This window comes from Nonomuraea sp. NPDC003707, from assembly GCF_053587055.1.
Genome location: NZ_JBSFNK010000001.1, coordinates 100,070 through 113,694, shown reverse-complemented (window position 1 = coordinate 113,694; position 13,625 = coordinate 100,070). Strand labels below are relative to the sequence as shown.

The following is a 13,625-nucleotide window of genomic DNA, read 5'->3' as shown; positions in this document are numbered from 1 at the left end:
CGTACACGGCGCCCGCAGCTCGAAAGAAGCGACGCGGGACCCGCGATACGTGAGGCATGGTCCTGCTTTGTCTTTTCGCTCGTCGTCAGGCCGGGGAGATGTAAGAGTAGGAGGTTCCATCGCGAGGCCCTTCTTTGTCGCACCTCGCCGATAAGCTTTCTCCGACGATCCGGCCCCATTGGGCGGCCGATGAGGCACATCGACAATCGGAGTCAGCGCATGCTCGAAGGCCGGTGGACCACTGTCACCGAGTCCGAGTTCGACCATGAGCGTCGTGGCCTCGAAGCCATCCGTGAGAAGCTGCCCGACTCCGAGCCCTGGCGGGCCTGGTCCAATTTCACCTTCACCGCTCAGGCGGGACACGTCCGCGAGGTAGACCTGCTGGTCGTCACCCCTGGCGGCGTTCACCTGATCGAGCTGAAGGACTGGCACGGCAGCGTCAGCACCGAGAACGGCACCTGGGTGCAGACCACACCCAACGGCCGCCGGGTGCCGCACGGCAACCCGTATCACCTGACCGACAAGAAGGCCAAGGAGCTCGCGTCTCTCCTGGGCAGGCACGGCAAACGCGTCTGGGTCGGCGCGGCGGTCTGCTTCACGGACCCGTCGCTGCAGGTGCGGTTGTCCCCGAACGACCAGAACGGCGTCTACAAGATCGACGAACTGGTGCGGATGCTGAAGGAGCCCGCTCGCTACGAGCAGCGAAGGATCACTCTCACCGACTCGCGTGAGATCAAGGGCTCCCTGGACAGAATCGGGATCCGGCGGAGCGACGCCGAATACAAGGTCGGTCCCTTCCTTCTTGAGCGCAAGTCCTTCGACACCGGCCCTACCTGGGCGGACTACCTGGCACGCCACAGCGAGCTGCCCGAGCTGGCGAGAGTCCGCATCTATCTCCGCGAGCGCGGCTCGGACGCGTCGATCCGCCAGTCCGTGGAGAACGCGGCCCGCCGGGAGGCCGCCGTCCTGCGGCGCTTCACGCACCCCGGGGTCGTCCAGCTGAAGCAGTACGACCCGTCCGGGCACTCGGCCGGCCCGGCCTTGATCTTCGACTATCACCCCCACACGCTGCGCCTGGACGAATACCTCGTCCAGTACGGCGACAAGCTCGACATCCTGGCCCGGATGTCTCTGGTGCGACAGCTCGCGGAGACCATTCGCTCGGCGCACTCCAGCCGCATCCACCATCGCGCTCTCGCTCCTCACTCCATCCATGTGATTCCACGCAACCGAGGGCCAGAAGGACAGGCAATCGGTGAGGAGGCCGCCTGGCTCGCGCCTCGGCTGGAGATCTCCGACTGGCAGATCGCTCACCGCAGCGGCGGACAGTCGCAGGGCGGGACGAGGTTCGCTCCGACCGCTCTGTCGACGATGCACGTGGCGGAGAGCTCCGACCCCTACCTCGCGCCCGAGCTGACCGCGCAGAAGCCTGACTCGATCGCCCTGGACGTCTACGGGCTCGGTGTGATCACTTACCTGCTGGCCACCGACCGGCCACCGGCGGCCACCCAGGCCGAGGTGCTGGCCCAGCTCGAAACAGGAGAGGGGCTGCGCCCCAGCGCGGTGGTCGACGGCCTGTCGCAGGACATCGACGAGCTGGTGCAGGCGGCCACGGCCTACCAGCCGAGCCAGCGGCTTTCGTCGGTTGACGAGTTCCTGGAGATGCTGGAATGCGTCGAGGACTCGCTGACCGCGCCGGAAGCCGGGTCGGCCGACGTCGCTGGCCTCCAGGCTCAGGAGAAGGATCCGCTGGAAGCCGTCACAGGTGATGTCCTGGGCGGACGCTGGGAGGTGCGCAGGAGGCTTGGCACCGGTTCGACCAGTCGTGCCTATCTCGTCCACGACCTCCACGGCAAGGCCCGAGCCGGCCTGGCCGTGCTGAAGGTGGCCCTGTCGGACGGCCGTGGTGAGGTGCTGATTCGCGAGGCCGAGGTGATGAGACGGCTACGAGCCGACTCCCGCGTCATCCAGCTCGTGGAGAAGGAGCCGCTGATCGTCGGTGGTCGTACCACGCTCGCCCTGGAATATGTCGGCGACGAACGCGACCCCGCCGTCCCGGAGCCGGGCACCGTCAGCCGCCGCAGGGAGGAGACCGTCGCGCGGCAACTCCGTGAAGGCGGACGGCTCCAGATCGACCAGCTGGAGGCTTTTGGCGACTATCTCTTCGGCGCCGTCGACTTCCTGGAAGGTGAGGGCGTCTGGCATCGGGACATCAAGCCGGACAACATCGCGATCAGAGTGCGCCCCAACCGCACCCGCGAGCTGGTGCTGATCGATTTCTCGCTGGCCGGTTACCCGGTCCAGGAGGTCGAGGCAGGGACCGACGGTTACCTCGACCCCTTCATCGGCACGCTGACCCGGTCGGTCTACGACGCACATGCCGAGCGCTACGCCTTGGCTGCGACTCTCCATGAGATGGCTTCGGGTGAGCTTCCGCAATGGGGGGACGGCAAGGTCTCGCCCCGCCAGACCGACCCGGAGGAGCACCCCTCCCCGACGGTCGCCGTCGACGCCTTCGACCCTGCTGTCCGCGACGGACTGGCGGCCTTCTTCCGCAAGGCGCTCAACCGTGATGTCTCGCAGCGCTTCCCCGAGCTCAAGCCCATGCGGGACGCCTGGAAGAAGATCTTCCTGGACCTGGCTGAGGCCGCCCCTGTCTCGCGGACCTCCAAGCACCCCGACACGAGTCGGCCTGCACCGGCGACGATCGACGAAGCCGAGCCCGTATCCGCAGCGGAGCAGCGCGATCTGATCGCCGCTGCCGTCGCCCGCGAGACCCACCTGTCGGCGGCGGGCCTCACCCCGGCCGCCGAGCAGTTCCTCTACGGCCTGGGCATCACCACCGTCGGTGAGCTGCTCGACTTCAGCCAACGTGGCCTCGTCAACGCTCCTGGCCTGGGCGCCAAGACCCGCAGCGAGATCCAGCGCCGCCTGCGTGAGTGGGGAGAGCGCTTGCGCGCCGTCCCTGTCTCCCCGCTGAGCCCGGAAGGCCGCCGCCAGGCCGACGAGGAGCTGGAACAAGTCAGCCAGGCGGAAGCCGCCCTGGTCGACAGCCTGGCCATTGACGGGAGCGCGGATCTGCTCCCGCAGCGGAGCCTCCGCTCGGTCAGCCTCGACACCCTCGCCTCGCTCCTGGTGCCCGAGCTGAAGAGGGGCGGCGCCAACGGCAACGAGGTGGAGATGGTACGGCTGCTCCTGCGCCTCCCCAACGAGCGCGGCGAGCTGCCTTCAGGAGTCGGGGTCTGGCCGAAGCAGAAAGACGTCGCCGTAACGCTCGGGCTCAGCACGGGGCGCATCCCGCAAATGCTCAAAGTCCAGCGGCTGCGCTGGAAGAAACTCCCGGTCATCGCCACTCTCCGCGAGGAAATCCTGGAGTTGCTGGCCGATCTGGGACGGGTCGCCTCGGCCGCGGAGATCGCCGACGCTTTGGTGGTACGGCGGGGCACTCGGTTGCAGGGGCGCGAGCGGCGCCGGGCCCTGGCGTTGGCCGCCATCCGGGCAGTGGTCGAGATCGAGCAGCTCGATCCCGCGGGCAGCCAGTTCCGGCATCTGCCCAACCGCGCCGCCAAGGACGAGGTGTTGGGCGCCGGCCTGCTGGCGCTGGAGGTGGGTGAGGACGACGGACCCGACACCCCCTCCGCACCGGGCCTGCTCGACTACGCGCAGCGTCTCGGCAAGGTCGCCGATCGGCTGGCCGAGCTCGACACTCTCCCCACCGCCGCCCTGGTGCTGAGCGAGCTGGGCGCGATCACGCTGCCGCCCGGCACGATCGACTGGGACGAACGCCGCATGGTCTCCGTGGCGGCCGGCGCTTCCCGCAATGCCGCCGTCACACCACGGCTGGAGATCTATCGTCGTGACTTGTCCCTGGTGCGGGCGCTACGGCTCACGCAGGCAGGCCTGGTGCGTCTGATCCCGGGGATGCCGGACGAGCGCCAGCCGGGGCTGACGGTCGCGGAGATCCACGACCGGGTTCTCGCCCGCTTCCCGGAGATCACCTACCAGGGCAAGCCGGAGTTGCCCACTGGGGGTCGGCTTACCAAGGCCCTCGGTGACGCCGGCTTCGGCCTCGTGCTCTCCACGCGCGAGGACACCAAAACCCTTCGCTACCTTCCCGCCCGCACGACGCCGGAGTCGAGCTACCAGACGGTCGGCGCCTGGCGGCAAGTGACACGGCTGAGCGCTGCCGGCCGCTACGTTGACGACCCGCTGATGGCCAACGCGCTGCGAGCTGAGGAGCGGCTGACGACATCGGCCGGGCGCGACGGGTTCCGGGCTCTCACCGTACGGGCCGTGCTGAGCCCCATCGCCACCGACGAGCTGTCGGGCAGCCGGTTCGGCGCACAGGTGGTGTCGGTAACGAGTTTGTTCCTGGAAACGATGCACGAGTTGGTTCCGCCGGGGACCAAGCCGACGTGGGAGACGATTCTGCGGGCCGACGTCGCCGAGGCGGGCAGCAGGGCGGCCCTGAAGTTCGCCGAGTACGTCCGCACCGCGTGGGGGCGGGTCGAGCCGAGAATCGTTACGATGCTCGACTCCGGCTCCGGGCCGGTGCTGCTAACGGATGCCGCGGTCCTGGCCCGGTACGACGCGATGGGCGTGCTCGACCGGCTGGCGGCAGCCGCCCGGCTCGGCCGGCGAGGGCTGTGGTTGCTGTGCCCGCAGGGCGACCCCGCACGGGAGCCCAGGCTCGGGGCGGTGGCCGTGCCTCACCAGGCGGGGCTGGGGGAGTGGATCGAGTTGCCCGACTCGTGGGTGCGCAACGCCCACCGGGGCGGGCTTTTGGGAGCGGGAGAGGCGAATTGATCGACAGCGAGCTGCTGCGGGATGACCTCAAGGGCCAGGTCAAGGCGGTAGAGACCGACCTCGCCAAGCAGGTCAAGGCGTTGCCCGAGGTCGGGGCTCGGCTGCGGGCCGAGTACGACGAGGCGCGCAAGCTGGGGCGGACCGCTGCGACGTGGAGCTCCTGGCTGGACGAGCGGATCACGCAGGTCGCCGTCGCATGGGTGCTGGGCACCGTGTTCGTGCGCTTCTGCGAGGACAACCTGCTCATTGCCGAGCCCTATGTGACTGCTCCCGATACTGAGCGGCGAGAGTTCGCCCAGGCCCGTTATGAGGCGTATGTCGAGGAGGACCCTGACCCGACGTATCGCGGGTGGCTGGAGAAGGCCTTCGCAGAGCTGGGTGAGGGGCAGGCCGGCGCGCTGCTGTTCAACCGCAGGCACAACCCGCTCTTCCACATCCCGATTTCGCACGACGGTGCGCGGGACCTCGTCGAGTTCTGGCGGCGGCGAGACGAGACGGGCACGCTGGTCCACGACTTCGCCGATCCGCTGAATGAGGATGGCACCGAAGGGTGGGACACCCGATTCCTCGGTGACCTTTACCAGTGGATGTCCGAGGACGCGCGGAAGACGTATGCCCTGCTGCAGACGCCCGAGTTCGTCGAGGAGTTCATCCTCGACCGGACGATGGAGCCCGCGATCCGGGAGTTCGGGTACGAAGAGCTGAAGATGATCGACCCGACCTGCGGGTCGGGGCACTTCGTGCTCGGCGCGTTCCGGCGGCTGGTCAAGCTGTATGGCGAGCACCAGGGGCACCGGGATCCCTACGAGCGGGTAAGGCTGGCGCTGGACTCGGTTCACGGGGTGGACCTCAACCCGTTCGCGGTGGCGATCGCCCGGTTCCGGTTGCTGATCGCAGCGATGGCTGCTGCCGGGATGCGGACGATGAAGGAGACATCCAAGTACGACTGGCCGATCCATCTGGCCGTCGGCGACTCGTTGATCAAGGCACGCCAGACCGTGATGGGGCTGGCGGGCAAGCTCGGCCAGGGCAGCCTGGAGTTGGTGATCGACGGCGAAGAGGGGGAGGACGCTCTCGCTGACTTCGCGTACTCGACTGAGGATGTGCACGAGCACCCGCGCATTCTGGAGTCTGCCCGCTATCACGTGGTGGTGGGCAACCCGCCGTACGTCACCGTGAAGGACAAGAAGCTCAACGAGCTCTACCGGGACCTGTATGACGCGTGCGCGGGGACTTACGCACTCTCGGTGCCGTTTGCGCAGCGGTTCTTCGAATTGGCCAAGCGGGGTGACGCCGACGGGCGTGGCTTTGGCATGGTTGGGCAGATCACCGCCAACTCCTTCATGAAGCGAGAGTTCGGCACTAAGCTGATCGAAGAGTTTTTCGCCCAAAAAATTGAGCTTACTGAAGTCATCGACACGTCAGGCGCTTACATCCCCGGACATGGTACGCCGACGGTCATCCTTATTGGCACACGACGCTCTGGGCGTCTACGGGCCGAAAGAGTGCGAACGGTGCGTAGGATTCAGGATGAGCTATCTATCCCAGAGAATGGCGAAGATGGACCAGTCTGGAGTGCCATCGTTAATCAAATCGACCAACCTGGATCGATTAGCCAATGGGTATCGGTGGAAGACCTTGGACGAGATCGATATCTCGGCAAGCAGCCATGGATCCTGACCGACGGTGGTCTGGAGATGGTCGAGCAGTTGAACCAAGCGTCGTCGGCTCGGCTGGGCGCACTGAGCGAGGCAGTCGGACGGACCACCCATACAGGGCTCGACGATGCCTTTTATCTGACTGCGGTCGCTGCTAGGACGCGATCGCTAGATTTGGGCTGCGTTCCCGTGGTTCTGGGTGACGGAGTTAGGGATTTCGTAGTCGATGCGCCCGTGGTCACATTCTTTCCTTATGATGAAAGGGGAATGGCGCGGGATCTGACGCAACTGGAGCCGTGCTTTTTGTGGCCGAACCGGATCGTCCTCCAACGCCGAGTGGACTTCGGTCAGACGCCGCAGGAGCGGGGACTGCGTTGGTTCGACCACAGTATGTTCTTCCCCAAGCGGTTCCAGGCGCCGCTGTCGATCGCGTTCTCGTTCGTGTCTAGATTGAACCACTTCGTGCTGGACCGGGGCGGAAAGGTATTCAAGCAATCTGCACCGGTGATCAAGCTTAGGGAGAGGGCGACCGAAGAAGAACACTTGCGCCTGCTTGGCCTCCTTAATAGCTCCACGGCAGGCTTCTGGCTCAAGATGGTGAGCCAGGCCAAAGGCGGCATGGACAACAACAGCGGCGGCGGCAACCGCTGGGTGTCCGAGGCGTGGATGACTCACTATGAGTTCACCGGCACCAAGCTTCAGGAATTCCCGGTGCCCGCCAAATATCCGACCGAATTGGCGACGGCGATCGACGCCCTCGCACAGGAACTCGCGGTGACAGCGCCCACCGCGGTTGTTGCTGCCGGGACTCCCACAACAGCCGCATTGCGACAAGCCAAAGCCAGATGGGAAGTCATCCGTCGTCGCATGGTCGCACTTCAAGAAGAGTTGGACTGGCAGGTCTACGCGCTCTACAGCCTGCATCCCGAGGATTTGCGCGCGCTGGAGGAGAGCGTGCCCGACATTGCGCTTGGCGAACGTGCATTTGAGATCGTGCTGGCCCGCAAAGTCGCCAGGGGTGAAGCCACGGACGGCTGGTTCAAGGGACACGGCTACGTTCGGGCCCCTGAAATCCCAGAGCACTGGCCCGAGCCGTACAAGCAAGTCGTCCAGAAGCGGATCGACGCCATCAAGTCCTCTCGCGCGATCGGCATGATCGAGCGTCCCGAGTACAAGCGCCGCTGGGCCACCGAAGGCTGGGACGTGCTCCAGGAGAAAGCGCTGCGTTCCTGGCTGCTGGACCGGATGGAGGCGCGTGAGCTCTGGTTCGACGACAACGGTCAGCCGGCCATCCTCACCTTGCCCCGCTTGGCCGACACCCTGTCCCGCGACGAGGACTTCGTCTCCGTCGCCGCGATCTACGCGCCACGTCGTGACCTCCTCGCGGTCGTCACCGACCTGATCTCCACTGAGCACGTGCCCTTCCTGGCCGCGCTCCGCTACAAGCCGAGCGGCCTGAAGAAGCGTCAGGACTGGGAGGAGGTCTGGGATCTGCAGCGCCAGGAGGACGCCGCGCCCGAGTTCTCCGACGATCCCAAAGTCAAGACCAAGAAGCAGATCCGCGACTCCATCCCGGTGCCGCCGAAGTACGCCTCCGCCGACTTCCTGCGCTCCTCCTACTGGTCGGCGCGCGGCAAGCTCGATGTGCCGAAGGAGCGTTTCATCTCCTACGGGGACACCAACACCCAGACCCCTGGCCTCTACGGCTGGGCCGGATGGGACCACAGGGAGCAGGCCCAAGCCCTGGCCACCTATTTCACCAACCACCCCATGACGGCGGAGGAGATCAAACCGTTCCTCGCCGGCCTGCTCGAACTCCAACCGTGGCTCTACCAGTGGCACAACGAGTTCGACATCGCCTACAGCGGGTCGCCTGCGGAATTCTTCGCCGCCTACCGTCAGCAGATCCAGCAGGAGCACGGCCTGACAGACGATGACCTGCGCACATGGGGCCCAGCCAGGCCGGTTCGGGGCAGCCGGACCAGGAAGTGACGGAGCTCTGGGTTGATCCCTCACCGAGCCAGAGTCGGTCGGCGGCAATTGAACTAGGCATGCCACAGAGAGATCAAAGACGTACGATGAACAAATGCGGCTATGGAGGCGGCGGGCAATCCAGGATGGGGTCATAGCTGGGCACATGCAACAATTCTTTCGCAGCGTGCACCAAGGTGACCAACCGGAACAAGTGGCAAGAAAGTACGCGACCTACTTCTGGGACCAGGGCGCGGCAACGTTGCGAGGCATGAGATCACTCAGCGAACAACAGTTCGACGTGAGTCTCGGTTTCGAAGGGAGCGACCTCGCCTCTATCACAAAGCGCGTTTCGCTCATCTCCGACACTCTCCTCCTATCAGACAGTCGGGGTGGAAAGTATCACGAGATCGGGAAGACCGGAATCCGCTACGATGCCAAGGGGAGGCGTTTGGGCGGCAAACCCGATCTCTCAGGGATCAATGTGGCCGATGTACCGCCATCGATGCTCGCCCACGTAGCAGTCCGCGAAGAGCCCAGACGAGAGTGGCACGAGGACTACTTCGGCATCAGAACGCTCGATCTGGCGCAGCTTGGGACTTGGATTCTGCAGGCCGAACCCCTCTTGCAAGCCGGGCTGACGTGGTACCTACCCAACTACTGCCTTCGCACCCAGCAGGTAAGGAATGGACGCCCTACCGGGAAGGCCAGGTCGATCCATCAGGCTCAGGCGGTTGACTTTTTCCTCAAAGGACGACGCGCGATCGAGGCGTCAGGCGAAGGGCCCGTCAAAAGCCGACTCGTCCGACCGATCTTAGAGATCAAGCTGCCATTCATCGACGGTGTAGGACTTCGAGACTTCAGTAAGATCACTATCGAGGAATTCGGATCCTATGAGGGCTTCCGTACCTACCTACGCAAGAAGTTCCTTGAGCTCGACCAAGCCCAAGACGCCGTTCAGACCGAAGTAGCCCTGACCAAAATTGGCCTGGAGATCCGGGAGCAGATCCAAGAATGCCAGGCCGAGATGGCTAAGATCCAGAGGACTAGGGCGCTCGCCGCGACCGGCGCCGTACTGGGAACGACGGGAGCGACACTCACTGCCGTGTATGGTCCAGCTCTTACCGCTGCACTGGGAGTCATGGGAGCCACCGGTGGACTCTGGAGCATTGTCCAAGCGATCAGTCAAAACAGCGCCCGGACACTTCGCGACGGCAAGTGGTACTACATCTGGACCATCGATCAGGCGTACAAACAAGAACGCGCGAAGCGCTACACACGCAACCATCCTAAGCGCTCAAAGAAGCGGTGTTAAGAACTCCTAGCCATTCTCGGTAGTCGCGCCGATCCGAGAAGTGATTCCGTTCGTGGCATCGCGTTTGCTCCAGCGTTACGGCCAGGATGTGAGTCGCTACCTCGAAAAGATGTCGTATCGGTGCGGATGCTTGAAATGCTCTCCAATGCAGATATGGCCGACGGCGCGGGCCTGATTCAGCCGCCCGGACGGGCGAAGCCAACAAGGTCCCGGCGAGTGATGTAGCTGCTTATGTGGACATGCAGGCTCGTGCGTGCACCGCCGGCTCAAGGCTTCGCCCTGGCGCGAGGCCATCCTCAACGACCGCACCGACGAGACCGGGCATGGCCGCCGCGAGATCCGCCGCATGAAGATCTGCACCGTCCGCCCCGGACTGCCCTTCCCCCACGTCGCCCAGGCCATCTAGGTGAAACGCCGCCGCATCGACCACCGCACCGGCAAGACCACCATCGTGACGATCTACGCCGTCACCAGCCTCCCACTCGGCCGGGTCACCCACGCCCAACTCTCCGCCCTGATCCGCGGACACTGGAACATCGAGGCCCTGCACCACATCCGCGACGTCACCTACTCCGAGGACGCCTCCCGCGTCCGCACCGGCACCGCACCCCGGATCATGGCCAGCCTCCGCAACCTGGCTATCGGCCTGGCCCGCCTGATCGGCTGGACCAACATCGCTGCTGCCACCGACCACTACCGCAGCCACCCCGACGACGGTCTTCAGCTACTCGGTCTCACCACGTGAAAACGCATCAGCCCTGCGTCAGTTACGCAGACGTTGTTGTCGTGTTCTTGTGGAGGCGTTGCGTAAACCCCGCCGCACCGGTTGAAAGGCAAGCTCAGTTCAGATCCTCCCATATCAACCAGCGATGCCTACGGTTCAGCCAGTCGTCGTCGAGACGCTCGCCGGTGAGGCGTTCGCACAGCGCAAGAGCGGACGCCTTGACAATATGATCATCTTCGGGAAAGTCCAGTCCTTCTAAATATGGGTCCAGCTCGCTGCTCTCCCCGGCCGACCTCTGTGAATAATTCCACAGTCTGAGGTCCGCGATCATTTGGGATTTTACGACGTAGCTCAAATTGTACGTTGCGTGCCCGCAGTACACGCTGATCGCTCTGTCGGGCTCCGACAGTTGCCGCAGCACGTGCCAGAGGTTGCCCTGGTAACCGTAGGGTTCGACTGTCACGGTCCACGCGCCCAATTCACCTACGATGGCCGTGCACCCGATACCGCCGGCTGCCTCGAACGCCTCGTAGCCCTCCTGAACCGCCTCTGGATAAGTGTGGTAATGGCCTTTGCCGAGGTCGCCGAAAGCCGCCGCCACTCGGTCGATGTCCAAGCCGCGGGAGAAGGTGAGGCTCATGGAGTCGGCAAACCACTCCGACACCAGCAGAAGATAGTGGTGCTCCATATGCTGCATCGCGAATCCGATTCAGCCGAGTGGTGCCGCCCGGCCGTGCTGAGCAAGCCGGACGGCACCATGTGGTTTGCGTCGTCTTGGATCGTCAGTCTAGCGGCAGTACGAAGAAGCGATCTCTGTCGAGGATCCTGTATCGGACCCAGAGGATGTTCTGCGTCGCCCCAGCGGCCCTGTTATGCGTTCGGTCTATGAATTGAGTGAGAAATTTCCGTCAGGGGCACTGGCGCCCTGGACGACCTGCGCGCATGGGGCCCGGCCAGGCCGGTCCGGGGCAGCCGGACGAGGAAGTGACGGAGCGCTGGGCGAGCTGCACGGCTGAACCGATCGAGAGATCAGCAGAGGTCGACGTTGATGTACTTGCGGGCCACCTTGTAGATCTTCTCGTCCGTGGTGACCAGCGTGCAGTCCAGCGCCTCGGCAAGGGTGACGTAGGTGGCGTCGTAACCGTTGAAGTTGGCTCGTAGGTCCCAGGCGCGGTCGGCGGTCACGTCGTCGGCGTGACGGGTGAAGGGCAGGCCCGCTTTGACGATCCGTGCTCCCTCGGCGCGAGCCTCGCTGATCTTCCCGCCGAGGAGCAGGCTGCGCATGGCGTTGCGGAACTCGTAGTCGAGCAGGTAGGGGATGTGGAGCCGGTTCTCGGCGATGCGCACGAGCAGCTCGTCCGCGGGAGCATCTCCAGCCAGAGCCTCGACGAGCGCCGAACTGTCGATGACGATCACGACTCGCGGATCTTCCGTATCTCGGTCACGACGTCGTCGTGACTTGCCCCGCCGCCGAGCGACCGAAGAGACTCCAGTCGCTCTCTGATCGTGTCTGGAGCGGGAGTGGCGGCGACCTCGGTAAGGATGTCAGCCACATACGCAGACAGCGACATGCGCTTACGCGCGGCCCGCGCTTTCAGCTCGGCGACCACTTCCGTATCCAGTCCTCTGACCTGCAAGGTGGCATCCATAATGCAAGCATAATGCTTTTCATGCATGTGTCGCATGCAAACCGACTACGCTCGGCCCAGGCGCGGTGTTGTGACGTGAGTCACGGGGAGGTTGTTATTATTTTGCTTTGGAGTCGTTGATGCTGCGGTAAAGACTGGCTGGGGGCGCGGGGAATGAGCGGTCTGATCTCCTTTCACACTCCGGTCCCGGCGTCCGTGATCATCGACAGCCGCAACCTCGCCGGTCAGGCTAAGGAAGTTCTCGGCAAGCCGCGCTACCCCAGCGTTCCCGGCGTGCGCGAAGCGCTGGCCGCGTACGGCTTCGCGGTGGAGAAGGTGATCGCCGCGGTGGCCACCCGGTCGCAGGGCAACGCGGCACGCGGCTCCCGGATGAGCACGGCTCTGCAGATCAACTGCGACTTCGCGGAGCGGATCAGGGCGGACGGGGGCGTCGTCGCGGAGGGCTACCTGCGGGACGATTACGGCCCGATGGAGGAGAAGCAGGTCGACGTGCTGTGCGCCCGCGCGATCGCCGACGAGGCGTACGCGGTTCGGCACGCGGCCTCCCCCGCGCGGGCGATCGTGCTGCTCAGCAAGGACGCCGATCTCATTCCCATGTTCGGCTTCGCACACGACCTGGGCGTCCCGGTCTACGCCGCGGCCTCCTCCACCGTGCACGACCGCCGGCTCGACCACTGGCTGCTGCTCGGTCAGGCGGCGCTGCGCACCATGACGGGCATGGGTGGAATGTTCGGTCACGGGCTCCGGGACAAGGTGGCCGACTTCGCGTTTCGCCGCTGGGATCGGTGCTACTCCTGGACAGTGGTCGGAACGGTCCATCGCTCCGGGGTGGAGCTGGTGCGGCTTCGACATTCTTGTGGTGTTCAGGGCATCGCGTCGCTCACCGAGTTCGGCGGGCGCGCTCCGGCCCGTGGCAGCGTCCATTCCCTGTACCCGGCGGGGGTCGATGCGGGGGAGTGGCGGCGTGAGCTGCCCGAGCTCGCGCTGGCCGGCACGAGGTCGGCTGGTCCCTCTCCCGAGCTGATGACGGCGGTCGTCAGCGGTCGCATCGGCCCTACCAGGGCAGAGATCCGCCTGGCCGACGGGGTGATCGAGCGGCTGGAGATCCCCGTGGACAACATGCGCGTCGGGCGGGAGATCCTCGTCCAGCACGCCAGACGGAGTCTGCGGCTGGTGGGCGGACTGGACGCACCGACGCCTGGCGAGTCGCCGGTCTTGGCCCCCATGCTCGTCGAGGTGACCGGGATCGTCCCCGGGACGGGCGCGGCCAAGGGTCTCCTGCCCGATGGCTCCACGGTGCTGGTGCGGCTGCCCAGGAACGACTGGGGCGGGATCGGGGAACGTTACGTGGCCGTGGCGGCGGGCTCCATGCCGGATGGGTTCCCGCTCGTGCAGGCCATCTCCAGCCGGCTCGTACCATGAGCGGTCCGCATACGACTGAGGGCGGGTCCTCAGGACCCGCCCTCAGCTTTCACGTAACCACCGGCCCCTACGTCCGGCAA

Annotated in this window: 9 protein-coding genes; 6 read left to right on the top strand and 3 right to left on the bottom strand. The window is 65.2% G+C overall.

From position 1 onward, the window contains the following. The first annotated feature begins 219 nt into the window (after window positions 1–219). The 5 genes from pglW (at window position 220) to ACWDRB_RS00470 (ending at window position 10,495) form a co-directional block, all read left to right on the top strand. Complete coding sequence (gene pglW, locus ACWDRB_RS00490; RefSeq protein ID WP_449891276.1) at window positions 220–4,806, top strand: BREX system serine/threonine kinase PglW; 4,587 nt, start codon at window positions 220–222, stop codon at window positions 4,804–4,806. Next, window positions 4,803–8,456 (top strand): BREX-2 system adenine-specific DNA-methyltransferase PglX, encoded by a 3,654-nt coding sequence (gene pglX / locus ACWDRB_RS00485; RefSeq protein WP_449891275.1) that lies wholly within the window; start codon window positions 4,803–4,805, stop codon window positions 8,454–8,456. Before pglW ends, pglX begins: the two co-directional genes overlap by 4 nt. A gap of 193 nt (window positions 8,457–8,649) precedes the next feature. Further along, a complete protein-coding gene (locus tag ACWDRB_RS00480) occupies window positions 8,650–9,750 on the top strand; it encodes a hypothetical protein (RefSeq protein ID WP_449891274.1) in 1,101 nt (366 codons plus the stop codon). 253 nt (window positions 9,751–10,003) lie between these two features. Next, the gene (locus ACWDRB_RS00475) at window positions 10,004–10,156 is read left to right on the top strand and encodes a hypothetical protein (protein WP_449891273.1); all 153 of its coding nucleotides are present in this window, start codon (window positions 10,004–10,006) and stop codon (window positions 10,154–10,156) included. Next, window positions 10,157–10,495, top strand: a complete 339-nt coding sequence (locus ACWDRB_RS00470) for a hypothetical protein (RefSeq protein WP_449891272.1) — start codon at window positions 10,157–10,159, stop codon at window positions 10,493–10,495. It abuts the gene before it with no gap. 94 nt (window positions 10,496–10,589) lie between these two features. On the opposite strand, the gene ACWDRB_RS00465 is transcribed toward ACWDRB_RS00470, so the two are convergent. The 3 genes from ACWDRB_RS00465 to ACWDRB_RS00455 all read right to left on the bottom strand — a co-directional run bounded on the left by ACWDRB_RS00465 (window position 10,590) and on the right by ACWDRB_RS00455 (window position 12,123). Further along, window positions 10,590–11,162, bottom strand: coding sequence for a DUF6461 domain-containing protein (locus tag ACWDRB_RS00465; RefSeq protein ID WP_449891271.1), 573 nt, complete (start codon window positions 11,160–11,162; stop codon window positions 10,590–10,592). A gap of 341 nt (window positions 11,163–11,503) precedes the next feature. Further along, window positions 11,504–11,890, bottom strand: coding sequence for a type II toxin-antitoxin system VapC family toxin (locus tag ACWDRB_RS00460; protein WP_449891270.1), 387 nt, complete (start codon window positions 11,888–11,890; stop codon window positions 11,504–11,506). Then, window positions 11,887–12,123 carry a FitA-like ribbon-helix-helix domain-containing protein gene (locus ACWDRB_RS00455; RefSeq protein WP_449891269.1) on the bottom strand — a complete coding sequence of 79 codons (237 nt, stop codon included), beginning with the start codon at window positions 12,121–12,123 and terminating at the stop codon, window positions 11,887–11,889. The genes ACWDRB_RS00460 and ACWDRB_RS00455 overlap by 4 nt, the downstream gene beginning before the upstream one ends. Before the next feature lie 153 nt (window positions 12,124–12,276). Here ACWDRB_RS00455 and ACWDRB_RS00450 point away from each other — a divergent pair, with 153 nt between their 5' ends. Beyond that, on the top strand, window positions 12,277–13,545 hold the full coding sequence (locus tag ACWDRB_RS00450; RefSeq protein WP_449891268.1) for a hypothetical protein: 1,269 nt from the start codon (window positions 12,277–12,279) through the stop codon (window positions 13,543–13,545). Window positions 13,546–13,625 lie beyond the last annotated feature (80 nt).

What these genes read in the sequence shown, in the direction of transcription:
- pglW (WP_449891276.1), top strand. Translation starts at nt 220, where the DNA reads ATGCTCGAAGGCCGGTGGACCACTGTCACCGAGTCCGAGTTCGACCAT.
- ACWDRB_RS00450 (WP_449891268.1), top strand. Translation starts at nt 12,277, where the DNA reads ATGAGCGGTCTGATCTCCTTTCACACTCCGGTCCCGGCGTCCGTGATC.
- ACWDRB_RS00465 (WP_449891271.1), bottom strand. Translation starts at nt 11,162, where the DNA reads ATGGAGCACCACTATCTTCTGCTGGTGTCGGAGTGGTTTGCCGACTCC.
- ACWDRB_RS00455 (WP_449891269.1), bottom strand. Translation starts at nt 12,123, where the DNA reads ATGGATGCCACCTTGCAGGTCAGAGGACTGGATACGGAAGTGGTCGCC.